A 12,960-nucleotide genomic window follows, 5' to 3' on the forward strand; every position below is an offset into this window, starting at 1 on the left:
CCTGATGCAGCCCGACACCATTGCCATGGTTCTTGCCGCAGCGGTAGCGCATGCGGTGTGGAACCTGGCGTCGAAGTACAAACAGGGGAACACCTTGCTGTTCGTCTGGGCGTACAGCTTCGCGTCGACACTGTTGTGGATCCCTATCGCGGTCGGTCTCATGGCGCACGGGCTGCGGACGATGGATGGGCAGCTCGCGATGGCCGCGGCTGTTTCGGCGGCATTGCACATCGCGTACTCGCTGACCTTGCAGGCCGGCTACGATCGCGCCGATCTTGGGGTGGTTTATCCGATCGCGCGTGGCACGGGGCCGGTGCTGACGATGCTGTTCGCGATTCTCGTTCTGGGCGAGCGGCTGAACGTCGTCGCGGTGTTCGGCGCGCTCCTGGTCGTTTCAGGCGTGCTTGTCGTCACTGGCAACCCATTCCGCAGCGGCAGTCCCCGTCCACTCCAGGGGATGCTCTGGGGGGCCGCCACGGGTGCCACCATCGCCAGCTACACCCTATGGGACAGCTACGCGGTCACGTCGCTGCATGTCGCGCCAGTAAGCTACTACGCGGGGACGCTTCTGCTGCAAAGCCTGGCTCTGACACCGGGCGCGCTGCGGCATCGGCGGCACATGCCTGCGGCACTTCGTGCCAATGCCGCGCCTATTCTCATTGTGGCTGTCTTCTCCCCACTGGCCTACATCCTGGTGCTGAACGCCATGCAGGCGGCTCCCATTGCGCTCGTCGCCCCCTTGCGCGAGTCGTCCATCATCGTCGGTTCCCTCTTCGCGTATCTGATCTTTCGTGAGGGCCATCTCGCGCGCCGCATCGTGGGTGCGGGCATCGTGCTGATCGGAATCGTGGCGATCAGTCTGTAATGCCTGTTGTTCATCAGTTGATGATGAACGGAATACAGGCTTGCCGTTGAATGCTTCATTCGCTATTCGGAAGAGCCTATGATTGCATGAAGGTAAATCATAGGGCCAGCCATGTCGCGTCCTGATCTCAATCTCCTGCTGGCGCTGGATGCGCTGCTCGACGAGGGCAGCGTCATCGGTGCCGCGCGCCGCATGCATCTGAGCGCGCCGGCGATGAGCCGCACCTTGGGCCGTATCCGTGAGGCGTTGGGCGACCCGGTGTTCGTCCAGGTCGGCCGCAAGCTCATACCCACGCCCAAGGCTCTGGCAATGCGTGAGCAGGTGCGGCTGGCGGTCGAACAGGCCTCGCAGGTGTTCGCTGCCGATGCCGAGATCGACCTGAAATCGCTGGATCGGCGTTTCAGCGTCCGCGCCACCGATGAGTTCGTGAGCATCCATCTGGGTCATCTCCTGGATGCAATGGCACGGGACATGCCGCGGGCGATGCTGCGCTTTTCGCCAGAGGAGGACGATGTGGACGAGGAGGCGCTGCGCAGCGGCCGCATCGACCTGTTCATCAGCGCCTCGCGCAAGCTCGGACCGGAAATTCGGGTTCAAGCCCTGTTCACCACGACGTTCGTGGGCGTCGCGCGCGTCAATCATCCCATCTTCGACGAAGAAATCACGCCCGAGCGCCTCACGCGCTGGGAGCACATCAACGTGTCGCGGCGTGGCAAGGCCGCCGGGCCGGTCGATGCCGCACTGGAGGCGCAGGGGCTGCGCCGACACGTCGCCCTGGTGCTGCCCAATCCGTACACGGCGCTGTTCGCATTGCAAGATTCGGATCTGCTGTTGCCGTTGCCCCGGCATCTGGCCAGTACCGCGCTGTCGGCGGGCTTGCGTATTCGCGTGTTCGACCTGCCGACACCGCTGGAAACGGTGCTGCTGACCCAGGCCTGGCACCCGCGCCTTGAAGGCGATCCGGCCCATCAGTGGCTGCGGCAGACCATCCATACGCTTTGCAACGAGGACCACGCGCAGGCCGCCAAGCGCGTCAAGCCCTGACCGATCGCCGCGCTATGCGTGCGTTTTGAGCAATCATCCGAGTGCAATAAATTCACTTTTAGCAATGCTCAGCCTTGCCTACAGTGACGCGTATTGATCACTGTGGAAGGGTTGCATCGTGCATTCGGCTAACGTGCCTGACGCGGATTCAGGCGCCTCTTTACGCCGCTCTCGGCTTCGTGAGGGCTTGGCGCATGGCCTGCCTTATCTCGATCTGACCACCCCGCGGGCGACCTATGTGATGCGTTCGCTCCTGGCCGCCTGCCTGGCCTTGGTGGTGGCCTATCTGCTGGAACTGCACGCGCCCTACGCGGCGGCTTCCAGCGTGCTGCTGGTCATCAACCCCGTCCAGGGAGGCGTGATGGGCAAGGGGGTGTGGCGCGTACTGGGCACGCTGATCGGCATGCTGGCGGCCTTCGTGCTGATGAGCGCCTTCGGCCAGATGCCCTGGCTGTTCCTGCTCGGTTTCGGCCTGTGGCTGGGGGTGTGCGTGGTGGGCATGACCCTGCTGCGTCATTTCCGGGCCTATGGCGCCGCGCTGGCGGGCTATACCGTGGGCCTGGCGGCCTACGGCGCCATGCAGCACCCGGAGCGCACCTTCGACCAAGTAATGGGACGCGGGGCATCCGTGATGATCGGCGTGGTCTGCCTGGCGCTGGTCTCGGCTCTCTTCAGCAGCCGCAGCGTGCACAGCCGCCTGGCCGCGGCGCTCGACCGTCTTGCGGTCGCCACGGCGGGAGTGCTTGCGACGCATCACCAGGCCATTCAAGGCAGCGACGCCGCAGAGGCCAAGCCCCTCGATGCCGGACGGCGCTCTCTCATCACCGAGGTCTATGGCGTGGACGATCTGCTGGCGCTGGGCAAGGCCGAATCCGCCGACCTGGCCCATCGTGCCGGCACGGTGCGGCAGGTAATGGTGTCGTTGTTTTCCGCTCTTGTGGGCGGTGCGCCGCCCCTGAGCGGGCAAAGCGCCAGTCTCGCTGTACTGAGAGCGTTGCAGCCGGACTGGGAAAGGGCATGGCGGGAGGTGGGCCAGTCGCTGGCGCAGGAGCCTGGCTCGGCCGGAAGAGCGCGTGCCATCCGGCTGTTGACCGACCTGCGCGCCCGGCTGGTGGCCGCGCTCACCGCCACCTCGTTCGACGACGCCTCCGAGCAGGCCACACTAATGATCGCGGGCGATCGCTTGCTCGAGCAACTCGACGATTACCAGCAAGCCCTCGAAGGCAACGAGCGTTTCCACCAACCCAGGCCGACGCCGGCGCGCGTGTCCGTGCCATTCCACCGCGACACGGTGGCAGCCCTTCAGAACGGCGTACGCGCTTTGTTGACCGTGCTGATGGGCGGCGCCTTCTGGATCGCCACCGGCTGGACGGAAGGCAACATGATGCTGGCGGGGTTGGCGGCGGCCTGCGCGCTGCTGTCCACCGCGCCCAATCCCGCGTTGGGCGCGGTCGAATTCATCAAGGGCACGGTGGCCGCCGTGGCGATGGCCTTCCTGTGCACCTTCATCGTGCTGCCTCACGTCTCGGGCCTGCCGCTGCTGCTGGTGATCCTGAGCCTGTTCTGGCTGCCCGGTGTGTATGCCACCACGATGCCGCGCCATGCCTTGGCGGGCGTGGCCTACCTGGTGGCGTTCACGACGCTGGCGGCGGCCGACAACCCGATGCGCTACGACTTTGCGCTGTTCCTCAATGGTGCCGTCGCCTGGATCCTGGCGACGTGTTTCACGCTGCTGGGCTTCAGGATCGTGCTGCCGCGCAACGGGGCTCGCGACGTCACGCGCCTGCGCCAGCGCATCCGCGACGCGGCGCTGGGCGCCTTGGGCGGCGACCCGGCAGACGCGTCGGCCTGGCAATGGCGCCAGCAGCATCGCATCGCGCAACTCGGCGCCTTGCTCAAAACTCAGCCGCAGGCGATGGATCGTGCTATTGCCCGGGCGCTGACCAGCCTGCATCTGGGCCGGGAAGTCCTGCGCCTGCGACGCTGGCTTGGCCAGGCGCCCCAGGACGCCGAGTGGGCGCGCTTGGCGGCACGCGCGCTGCGCCATATGCGCCAGCGGGCCGGTGATCCGCTGCGGGCCGCGCGCCATGCCCGCCGCGCGGCGGCCTCCTTGGCGCGTTTGCCGGCGCGGTCCGGCGCCTCGATGGATGACGCGCGGCGCGTGACAGCCGTGCTGCTCGACATCGCCGCGCTGCTGGAGCGCCATGCAAACGACGCTCAGTCCCCCTCTGGAGGCCAAACCCATGCTCAGTGAATTCTCGTTGGCCGGCATCTACCTGCCGCCCTTCTTTGCCTACGCCTGCCTGGCTCTGCCGATCTATCTGGGCCTTCGGTTCGTGCTGGCGCGCAGCGGGATGCTGCGCTGGGTGTGGCATCCAGGCCTGTTCGAGTTCGCCCTTTCCCTTTGCCTTGTTTCCCTGTTGGTGCTTTATGTCTGAACGTTCATTTCCCGCCCGGGGCCTGCTGCGGGCAGGACTCACTCTCGCAGTGGTCGTTGCCGCGGGGTTCCTGGTCAGCGCGCTGTGGCGTGCCTACGTCGTCGCCCCATGGACCCGTGATGGCCGCGTCAGCGCGCAGATCGTGCGCATCGCTCCCGAAGTGTCAGGCACCGTCGCCGAAGTCTCGGTCGCGGACGACCAATACGTCAATCGGGGTGAGGTGCTCTATCGCATCGACAATGCCAGCTTCACGCTGGAATTGGCCCAGGCCGAGGCGCGGCTGGCAGCGGCCGAGGCATCCCTGCGCCAGAAAACCGAGGAGGCGCGGCGGCGCCGGGGCATGGAAAGCCTGGTGCCTGCCGAGGACATCCAGCGGGCGAATCAGGCCGTTGCCATTGCCCAGGCCGAACTGCGCGGTGCGCGGGTCGCCGTGGACAGGGCGAAGCTGGATCTGGCGCGTACCGAACTGCGTGCGCCGACCGATGGCTACGTCACGCGCCTGCGCTTGAACAAGGGCGACTACGCCGTGGCGGGCCAGCCGAACCTCGCCCTGATCGACGCCCACAGCTTCTGGATCACCGGCTATTTCGAGGAAACCAAGCTGCGCGGCATCCAGCCCGGCGCGGCAGCGCGCATCCGCCTGATGGGCTTCGACCAGGTATTGCCAGGGCGGGTAGCCAGCATCGGGCGTGGCATCGCCGATAGCAACCAGCAGGCCGACGCACAGGGTCTGCCGAGTGTGGAGCCCAGCTTCAGTTGGGTCCGGCTGGCGCAGCGCATTCCCGTGCGCGTCGAGTTCGAGCATGTCCCGCGCGAGGTCGTGCTGGCCGCCGGCATGACCGGCAGCATTGAGGTCACGCCTTCCGCAGGCACGCCGGTACCGCAGGGCCGGCTGATTTCGCTGCTGCACCGCTGGATGTGAGGACAAAGCCATGCATGCACCCGTCCCTCGCACGCCGCCGCACCTTCGACAGGCAATGCTGGCCTCGCTGTTGGCGGCCCTGACCGGCTGCACCGCCGTGGGTCCGGACTACCACCCGCCGGTGCTGGACGTGCCCGCGCACTGGATCGAGGCCGACGCCGCCATGTCCGATGGCGACCATGATGGCCTGCGTTCCTGGTGGCGCGCCTTCCAGGATCCCTTGCTCGACCGCCTGGTCGATCAGGCCCTGACACATAACCAGGACCTGGATATTGCCTTGGCGCGCCTGCGTCAGGCCCGCGCCGAACGCGTGCAGATCGCCTCGGCCGCCATGCCTGAAATCTCGGTCGGCGCCGCCGGCGAGGCCGTGCGCGGCAGCAAGGCGCTCGGCGCGCAGCCCGGCGGGCAGGCACGAACCTGGCGCCTGGGATTCGATGCCAGTTGGGAGCTGGACCTATTCGGCGGCACGCGCCGCGCGGTCGAGGCCGCCGATGCCGGCATCCAGGCGCTGGCGGAGGACCATCGCGCGCTGCAAGTGAGCCTGGTGGCCGAACTGGCATCCGATTACGCCGGGCTGCGCGCCGCGCAACTGCGTTTGGCCATCGCGCAGGACAATATCCGCACGTTGGCCGAAGCCGAGCGCTTGGCCGAATGGGCGCACCGCAGCGGCCTGGGCACGCTGGCCGACGTCACCCAGGCCCGCGCCGAGCGCGAAGCGGCCGAGGCGCTACCACCTCTGCTGGATGCGGACATCGCCCGTTTCAGCCATGCCATCGGTGTGCTGACGGGCGGATTTCCCGGCGATTGGCATGCCGACCTCGCAACGCCCGCGCCCGTTTTGCGCATGCCGAAAGACTTGCCGCTGTCACTGCCTTCGGACCTCATTCGCCAACGCCCCGACCTGCGTGCGGACGAACGACGCCTTGCCGCCGCCACCGCGCAGATCGGCGTGGCCGAGGCCGCGCGCTTTCCCTCGTTCCGCATTCCCCTGGGGTTCGGCACCACCGCCAGCGTTATCCACGACCTGTTCTCGGGCGCCAGCCTGGCGTGGTCGGCGGCGATGCAAGGCAGCCAGTCCCTCTTCGACGCCGGCCGCGCGAAGGCAGGCGTGACGGCGGCGCAGGCCAACGCCGACGCCGTGCGGCGCGTCTACGAGCGGGACGTGCGTGCGGCCTTGCGTGACGTGGAAGACGCCTTGACGGCATGGACCAGCGAGCGCCAGCGGCAAGCCGCGTTGCAGAAGGCCGCAGCCGATAGCCAACAGGCCCTGCAACAGGCGACCCGGCTCTATGCGCGTGGGTTAAGCGCCTACCTGCCGGTGCTGCTGGCCCAGCGCAGCCTGAACCAGGCGCGCGAGTCGCTTGCCCTCAGTCAACTGGCGCAGTTGCAAGCAGGCATTGCCTTGTACAAGGCGCTGGGCGCGGGAGGGTAGGGCACGGCATTGCTGCCTCATTCTTGCTGGCCTCACCACAGGCTCTCGCCGCTGGCCTCCAGGTGGGTCAGGTACAGCCGCAGGTCGAATTCATACTGGTGATACTGCGGCTCCATCAAGCGGCACAGGTTGTAGAAGGCCTTGTTGTGGTCCTTCTCCTTCAGGTGCGCCAGTTCGTGCACCGTGATCATCTTCAGGAATTCCTCCGGCACCGTCTTGAACAGCGTGGCCACGCGGATCTCGTGCTTGGCCTTGAGCTTGCCGCCCTGGACCCGCGAGATGAACGTATGCTGGCCCAGGGCGTGCTGGATCACGTGGATCTTGCTGTCGAAGGCGATCTTGCTGAGCGGCGCGCCGTTGCGGATGTAGGTGTTCTTCAGGTCCACCACGTAGTCGTACAGCGCCTTGTCGGTGCGCACGCCATGCGCGCCGGCGGGATAGCGGGCCCGCAACGCCGGCCCGAGCTTGCCCTGGTCGAGCAGCGCGCGAGCCTGCGCCAGCAGCGTTTCCGGATAGCCGGTCAGGTATTTCATCGCGTCAGGAAAGAGGCAGGTGCCGCACACGCAGGCGCGGCCATTTTTCGGTGTAGCGCTTGGCCCGCAGCCGTTGGGTGTAGAGGGCGGGGTCGCGCAGTCCGGGGCTGGGCCGCAGCACCAGGTCGAACAGGTCCTCCAGGCCGTGCGGCGCCAGGATGCGCAGGTGATCGCCGGCGTCCAGCGATACGCCGATACAGGTGGCGGTCTCCGGCCAGGTGGCGATGCCGGCCGCGAGCGACGCCAGCGGGGGCGGCGCAATGCAGCCGTCGCGGCGCCACAGGTGGACCCGCGCCTGGTTCACCACCTCCCAGGGCGCGTCCGGCGCGGCGCCGCCCAGGCGGTGCGCGATAGCGGACCAGGGCGCGCAGGCGTTCGGCGTGGGGCGCTTCCAATGGCGAGGCGTGCGGCTCAGGCGCGGCCACGGCCGAACGCCGCGGCCAGCGCCATGACCAGCAGGATCACGAAAAGCGCCAGGCTCCACAGCGCATACTCGATGCCCAGCACCGGCACGACCGCGTCCATGCAGGTGGCGTAGATGCCGAACAGCCACGGCACGCTGCCGTCCAGGCCGATGCCGGTCATGAAGCGGTCGGCGAAAGTCTGGTCGCACGACAGCATCTTGGCGGCCACGGTGTACTGGTACCAGGCCGCGGCGATGCCGCTGATCGACAGCAGGGCGGCCAGGGACGCGCAGATGCGCGTCAGCGCGCGGCCGCCGCCGAAACCGCCGATCAGGGCGATGACGCCGATCACCAGGTAGATCAGGCGCTGCATCACGCACCAGGCGCAAGGCGGCATGTCGAAGACGTACTGGGAAATCAGGGCGATGCCGACGGCGCCGAAGCTGAAAAGGGCGATCAGGCGGAGCAGGCGTTCTGAACGAGAAGTCATGGTTGTTGCAAGGTAAGGGGTTCGCGGGGGCGGGGCCCCGGGGGATGGCCGGTCCGGCCGCCAGGCGTTAGGCCTTGGGAATCGGAATTGGTTGCATGACCTGCTGCAATACCCCCAGCAGCAGCTCGCGCGAGCCTTCCCAGAAGATCTGCACGCCCAGGCACAGCATGATGAAGGCCGACATGCGCATGAAAACGGCGGTGCCATTATCGCCCAGCCGGTGCAGCATCTGCGCCGCAAAGCGCAGGCAGACGTACAAGGTCAGCGAAACGACCACGATGCCGGGAATCGAACCGCCCAGGCGCAGCAGGCTCAGCACGTGGTTCTGGTCGCGCAGCGACACGCCTACCGTGATGGCCGCGGCGATCGAGCCGGGACCGCAACTGATGGGAAAGGTCAGCGGGTAGAAAGCGCGCGCCTTGGCCATTTCCGGGGTGAAGGATTCGGCCATGCGGGCCACGCGCTCGGTGTCGGCATCGGGGGAATTGACCAGGCGCCAGGCGCTGGCGATGACCAGCATGCCGCCGCCCACCCGCACGATCGACAGCGAAATGCCGAAAAAGCCCAACAGCACGTTGCCGGCGACCATGGCGACGATGAGCATCAGGCCGACGTTGACGGCGACGCGCTTGGCCAGCACCGTGCGGGTGGCGGACGAGGCGCCTTCGGTCAGGGACAGGAAGATGGGCGCGATCGCCGGCGGGTTCAGAAACGGCAGCAGCGTCGCCAGCGCGAAAAAGAAGCTGGTTCCCAGCACCCGCAGGTATTCGTTTAGCTCCATCGCACGGTATCGCCAAGCCGAAAACCGGATTGTATGCGGTCGGCGGCTGTCTGGCGATGGGGCGCCGGTCCGGCTTCAGGCGGCCTGTTGCCGGACCTCGTCGCCGGCCAGCGCATCGAGGATGTCGCGCTCGAACTGCATCTGGCTGCGCGGCCGCGTCAGCGTCGCGCCATCGACGATGAAGACGTCCTCCACGCGGTCGCCCAGCGTCATGATCTTGGCCATCAGCAGGTTCACTTCATGCTGGGCGAAGACCCGCGCCAGGGCGTGCAGCAGGCCGGGGCGGTCGGTCGCGGTGACCGACAGGCGCCACGAGGTGCTGCGCTCGTCCGGCTGCAGCTCGGCCTGCGGCATGATCGGGAACACCCGCGACATGCGCGACTGGCGGCCGCGGCCGTAGTAGCCGCCGCGGGCGGCGGGGGCCTGGGCGGCCGTCTTGGCGTCCTTCAGGCGCTCGGCCAGTTCGTGCTCGACCAGCGTGGCCTGCGCGCGCAGGTCGCTGGCGCCTTCGGGCAGCAGCACGATGAAGCTGTCCAGCGCCCAGCCGTGGCGGGTGGTGTGGATGCGGGCGTCCTGCACCGACAGCGACTTGGCGTCGAAGTAGCCGCAGATGGCCACGAACAGGTCGGGCACGTCGCGCGTGTAGACCATGATCTGCAGGCCTTCGCCCTGTTCGGTGGGGCGGGCGCGCACCACCGCGTGGGCCGGCGCCACCTGGTGATACAGGTGGCGCGTATGCCAGGCGATATCGGAGGCGTCGTGGCGCAGGAAGTAGGCCACGTCGAGCTGGCTCCAGAACGCTTCGCGCGCGTCGTCGCGCAGGCCCGCCAGGCGGGTCAGGCGCGCGGCCTCCTCGCGGCGTTCGGTCAGGACGGTGTGGGCGTCGGCATGGGCGCCGCCCAGCGCGGCCAGGGTCAGCTTGTACAGGTCCTCGAGCAGCTTGCCCTTCCAGGCGTTCCAGACCTTGGGACTGGTGCCGCGGATATCGGCCACTGTCAGCAGGTATAGCGCGGTCAGGTGGCGTTCGTCCTTGACCGTGGCGGCGAAGTCCTGGATCACGGCGGGATCGGACAGGTCGCGCTTTTGCGCCACGGCCGACATCAGCAGGTGCTGGCGCACCAGGAATTCAACCAGCTTGGCGTCTTCCGGCTCCATGCCATGGTCGTGGGCGAACTTGCGCACCTCGCGCGCGCCCAGCTCGGAGTGGTCGCCGCCGCGGCCCTTGGCGATGTCATGGAACAGCGCCGCGACGTACAGCAGCCAATGGCGGTCCAGGCCGGCGATCAGTTGGCTGGCCAGCGGATATTCCTGGGCGTGCTCGGGCATGGTGAAGCGGCGCAGGTTGCGCACCACCGCCAGCGTGTGCTGGTCCACCGTGTAGGCGTGGAACAGGTCGTGCTGCATCTGGCCGACGATGCGGCGGAATACCGGCAGGTAACGCGGCAGGATGTTCAGCATGGTCATGCGGCGCAGCTCGTGCACGACGCCGCGCGGCTGCTGCAGGATCTGCAGGAACAGCTTGCGGTTGACCGGGTTGCGGCGGAACTGCGCGTCGATGCGATGGCGCGAGTGCCAGATGGCGCGCAGTGTGCGCGCCGACATGCCGGTCAGCTCGGGATGCTGCTGCATCACCAGGAAGGCGCGCAGCAACAGCGTCGGGTTGCGCTCGAAACCGTCGTCGCGAATGATGTCGAGGCGGTCGCGCAGGTTGCGGAAATCGTCGTCGATGTCGCGCGCATCGCTGTCGGGGCGCGGGAACAGGCGTTCCTCGATGTTCTGCACCAGGATGCCGTTGAGCTGCGTCACCAGGCGCGCGGCCCAGTAGTAGCGCTGCATCAGCAGTTCGCTGCCGCGCCGGGTGGCCGTGGCGTGGATGCCGTAGACCTCGGCCAGGGCCGGCTGCAGGTCGAACAGCACGCGGTCCTCGCGCCGCTTGGCCAGCAGGTGCAATTCGATGCGCAGGCGCTTGAAAGCCTGTTCCGCCTTGCGCAGGTCGCGCGCCTCGGACGGGGTCAGCAGACCGGCCTGCGCCACCGCGCGCCAGTTCTCGCCGAAGCCGGCCGCGCGCGCCATCCACAGGATCACCTGCAGGTCGCGCAGGCCGCCGGGCGATTCCTTGCAATTGGGTTCGAGCGCATAGGGCGTGTCCTGGTAGCGCGCGTGGCGCTGCTGCATCTCGACGCGCTTGGCGCGAAAGAACGCGCGCGCGTCCAGTCGCGACTGGGTGGCGGCCTCGAACTTTTTCATCAGCGCGCGGCTGCCGGCCAGCCAGCGCGATTCCAGCAGCGCGGTTTCCACCGTGATGTCGGCGTCGGCCTCGCGCTCGCAGTCCTCGATGGTGCGCACGCTGTGGCCGGGCTCCAGGCCCAGGTCCCAGAGCGAGGCGACCAGTTGCTCGATGGCGGATTCGTCGTCGGCGGTGGGGGCGTGGGGCAGCAGGATCAGCAGGTCGACGTCCGAGTGCGGATACAGTTCGCCGCGGCCGTAGCCGCCCACCGCGGCCAGCGTGGCGCCGGCGGGCAGGGGATAGTGCTTGACCAGGTCGCGCAGCGCCGCGTCCACGATGCGGCGCAGTTCGCCCAGCAGCGTATCGGGGCGTTCGTGCTCGCGGAACTGGGCCACCGCGGCGCGCCGGGATTCCTGGATGCGTTCGCGCAGGGTGCTGAGAATGTCGGCGGTCATGGTGGCGGACGGGCCGGGGTCAGACGGCGGGGATGACGATCGGTTCGGTGATGAAGGCAGGCGGCTTGGGCATGCCGGGCGACAGGGTCAGGACCTCGTAGCCGGTGTCGGTGACGCACACAGCATGCTCCCATTGCGCCGACAGGCTGTGGTCGCGCGTCACGACCGTCCAGCCGTCGGACAACTGGCGGATCTCGCGGCGGCCGGCGTTGATCATGGGCTCGATGGTGAACAGCATACCCGTCACCAATTTCACTCCGGTGCCCGGCTTGCCGTAGTGCAGCACTTGCGGGTCTTCGTGAAAGCGCTGGCCGATGCCGTGGCCGCAGAACTCGCGCACCACCGAAAAGCCGTTGGACTCGGCATGCTTCTGGATGGCGTTGCCGATGTCGCCTAATGTGGCCCCGTTTTTGACCTGCTGGATGCCTTTCCACATGCACTCGAAGGTGATGTCGGTCAGGCGGCGCGACAGGATCGACTGCTCGCCCACGGCGTACATGCGGCTGGTGTCGCCGAACCAGCCGTCCTTGATGATGGTGACGTCGATGTTGAGGGAGTCCCCGTTTTTCAAGGCCTTGTCGCCCGGGATGCCGTGGCACACCTGGTGATTGACCGAGGTGCAGATGGCGCCAGGGAAGGGCGGGTAGCCGGGCGGGGCATAGCCCACCGTGGCGGACTTCACCTTGAGTTCGTCGGTCAGGTATTCCAGGCAGAGGCGGTCCAGTTCCCCGGTGGTGACGCCAGGCTTGACGTAGGGGGTGATGAAATCGAGGACTTTGGCGGCGTCCTGGCAGGCCGCGCGCATCTTGGCCAGGTCGGCCGGATTGGTAATGGTGCCCATGGAATGACTGACGAATCTCGCTTGAATGTCTGCTTGAAAGAATAGTAGAATTATAGGCTTCCCTAAAATTTTGGGGAGCAATCTGGGTAGCGGCAAGCGCCGATCCCGGCGGGTGGGGATGGAATCATCCAGGCCACACCCGGTTGGTTGTCTGATTTACGTACGTTGGGCCGCGCCGCTTCTTGTGAGATCGGTGGCGGGCTTCGGAGTTTCATCGCAAGCGAAGGTTGTGGTGGGGGTTCGGGCCAGTCGCCAGGTTCCGGGAGGCACGGCGGCACAGCGGATGAGAGAAGGCGGCGGGCCGGGGCGGTGGGATGGTTGCATCGACACAGGTCGGGGCGCTGCGTGCTCGCAAGCCCGGTCACGTTTTCGAGCAGCGATGCAGGTTCAAGGTGGCTGCCGGCTTAAGTTCTTGGAAGGTTTCCAGTTCCTGGAGGTTTTCCTGAAGAACCGCCCCCGGCGACTGATGCGCGCAATGGTTGAAAAGCCATGGCGCGAATGAACTGGATTTCGCTGCCAACAAAACAG

General features: G+C 67.2%; 12 protein-coding genes. 6 read left to right on the forward strand and 6 right to left on the reverse strand.

The features are described 5' to 3' along the window. Positions 1-4 precede the first annotated feature (4 nt). The 6 genes from ACUDCK_RS11560 (at position 5) to ACUDCK_RS11585 (ending at position 6,701) form a co-directional block, all read left to right on the forward strand. The gene (locus tag ACUDCK_RS11560; RefSeq protein ID WP_054502825.1) at positions 5-865 is read left to right on the forward strand and encodes a DMT family transporter; all 861 of its coding nucleotides are present in this window, start codon (positions 5-7) and stop codon (positions 863-865) included. Positions 866-976: 111 nt separating this feature from the next. After that, positions 977-1,909: a LysR family transcriptional regulator gene (locus tag ACUDCK_RS11565; RefSeq protein ID WP_054502824.1), complete on the forward strand. Its 933-nt coding sequence runs from the start codon at positions 977-979 to the stop codon at positions 1,907-1,909. A 241-nt stretch (positions 1,910-2,150) separates the two neighbouring features. Next, positions 2,151-4,163 (forward strand): FUSC family protein, encoded by a 2,013-nt coding sequence (locus tag ACUDCK_RS11570; protein ID WP_175167448.1) that lies wholly within the window; start codon positions 2,151-2,153, stop codon positions 4,161-4,163. Next, positions 4,153-4,347: a DUF1656 domain-containing protein gene (locus tag ACUDCK_RS11575; protein ID WP_054502823.1), complete on the forward strand. Its 195-nt coding sequence runs from the start codon at positions 4,153-4,155 to the stop codon at positions 4,345-4,347. Before ACUDCK_RS11570 ends, ACUDCK_RS11575 begins: the two co-directional genes overlap by 11 nt. Then, positions 4,340-5,269, forward strand: coding sequence for an efflux RND transporter periplasmic adaptor subunit (locus ACUDCK_RS11580; RefSeq protein ID WP_054502822.1), 930 nt, complete (start codon positions 4,340-4,342; stop codon positions 5,267-5,269). The genes ACUDCK_RS11575 and ACUDCK_RS11580 overlap by 8 nt, the downstream gene beginning before the upstream one ends. Before the next feature lie 10 nt (positions 5,270-5,279). Beyond that, positions 5,280-6,701 carry an efflux transporter outer membrane subunit gene (locus ACUDCK_RS11585; RefSeq protein ID WP_175167447.1) on the forward strand — a complete coding sequence of 474 codons (1,422 nt, stop codon included), beginning with the start codon at positions 5,280-5,282 and terminating at the stop codon, positions 6,699-6,701. 32 nt (positions 6,702-6,733) lie between these two features. On the opposite strand, the gene ACUDCK_RS11590 is transcribed toward ACUDCK_RS11585, so the two are convergent. The 6 genes from ACUDCK_RS11590 to map form a co-directional block, all read right to left on the reverse strand. After that, on the reverse strand, positions 6,734-7,234 hold the full coding sequence (locus ACUDCK_RS11590; RefSeq protein WP_054502820.1) for a M48 metallopeptidase family protein: 501 nt from the start codon (positions 7,232-7,234) through the stop codon (positions 6,734-6,736). Between the two features lie 4 nt (positions 7,235-7,238). Continuing rightward, positions 7,239-7,538, reverse strand: a complete 300-nt coding sequence (locus tag ACUDCK_RS11595) for a nucleotidyltransferase family protein (protein ID WP_244976897.1) — start codon at positions 7,536-7,538, stop codon at positions 7,239-7,241. Positions 7,539-7,645: 107 nt separating this feature from the next. After that, positions 7,646-8,128 carry a disulfide bond formation protein B gene (locus ACUDCK_RS11600; RefSeq protein ID WP_054502818.1) on the reverse strand — a complete coding sequence of 161 codons (483 nt, stop codon included), beginning with the start codon at positions 8,126-8,128 and terminating at the stop codon, positions 7,646-7,648. A gap of 67 nt (positions 8,129-8,195) precedes the next feature. Further along, complete coding sequence (locus ACUDCK_RS11605; RefSeq protein ID WP_144658129.1) at positions 8,196-8,909, reverse strand: MarC family protein; 714 nt, start codon at positions 8,907-8,909, stop codon at positions 8,196-8,198. 75 nt (positions 8,910-8,984) lie between these two features. Then, positions 8,985-11,591 carry a [protein-PII] uridylyltransferase gene (locus tag ACUDCK_RS11610; RefSeq protein ID WP_054502817.1) on the reverse strand — a complete coding sequence of 869 codons (2,607 nt, stop codon included), beginning with the start codon at positions 11,589-11,591 and terminating at the stop codon, positions 8,985-8,987. A 19-nt stretch (positions 11,592-11,610) separates the two neighbouring features. Next, complete coding sequence (gene map, locus ACUDCK_RS11615; RefSeq protein WP_054502816.1) at positions 11,611-12,432, reverse strand: type I methionyl aminopeptidase; 822 nt, start codon at positions 12,430-12,432, stop codon at positions 11,611-11,613. Positions 12,433-12,960: the final 528 nt, after the last annotated feature.

Source organism: Achromobacter sp. CF-sbj1-Ac2-l (assembly GCF_052698165.1).

Excerpts from the sequence above, each read along its gene's own strand:
- ACUDCK_RS11560 (WP_054502825.1), top strand. The coding sequence starts at position 5 with ATGCAGCCCGACACCATTGCCATGGTTCTTGCCGCAGCGGTAGCGCAT.
- ACUDCK_RS11565 (WP_054502824.1), top strand. The coding sequence starts at position 977 with ATGTCGCGTCCTGATCTCAATCTCCTGCTGGCGCTGGATGCGCTGCTC.
- ACUDCK_RS11570 (WP_175167448.1), top strand. The coding sequence starts at position 2,151 with ATGCGTTCGCTCCTGGCCGCCTGCCTGGCCTTGGTGGTGGCCTATCTG.
- ACUDCK_RS11575 (WP_054502823.1), top strand. The coding sequence starts at position 4,153 with ATGCTCAGTGAATTCTCGTTGGCCGGCATCTACCTGCCGCCCTTCTTT.
- ACUDCK_RS11580 (WP_054502822.1), top strand. The coding sequence starts at position 4,340 with ATGTCTGAACGTTCATTTCCCGCCCGGGGCCTGCTGCGGGCAGGACTC.
- ACUDCK_RS11585 (WP_175167447.1), top strand. The coding sequence starts at position 5,280 with ATGCATGCACCCGTCCCTCGCACGCCGCCGCACCTTCGACAGGCAATG.
- ACUDCK_RS11590 (WP_054502820.1), bottom strand. The coding sequence starts at position 7,234 with ATGAAATACCTGACCGGCTATCCGGAAACGCTGCTGGCGCAGGCTCGC.
- ACUDCK_RS11600 (WP_054502818.1), bottom strand. The coding sequence starts at position 8,128 with ATGACTTCTCGTTCAGAACGCCTGCTCCGCCTGATCGCCCTTTTCAGC.
- ACUDCK_RS11605 (WP_144658129.1), bottom strand. The coding sequence starts at position 8,909 with ATGGAGCTAAACGAATACCTGCGGGTGCTGGGAACCAGCTTCTTTTTC.
- ACUDCK_RS11610 (WP_054502817.1), bottom strand. The coding sequence starts at position 11,591 with ATGACCGCCGACATTCTCAGCACCCTGCGCGAACGCATCCAGGAATCC.
- map (WP_054502816.1), bottom strand. The coding sequence starts at position 12,432 with ATGGGCACCATTACCAATCCGGCCGACCTGGCCAAGATGCGCGCGGCC.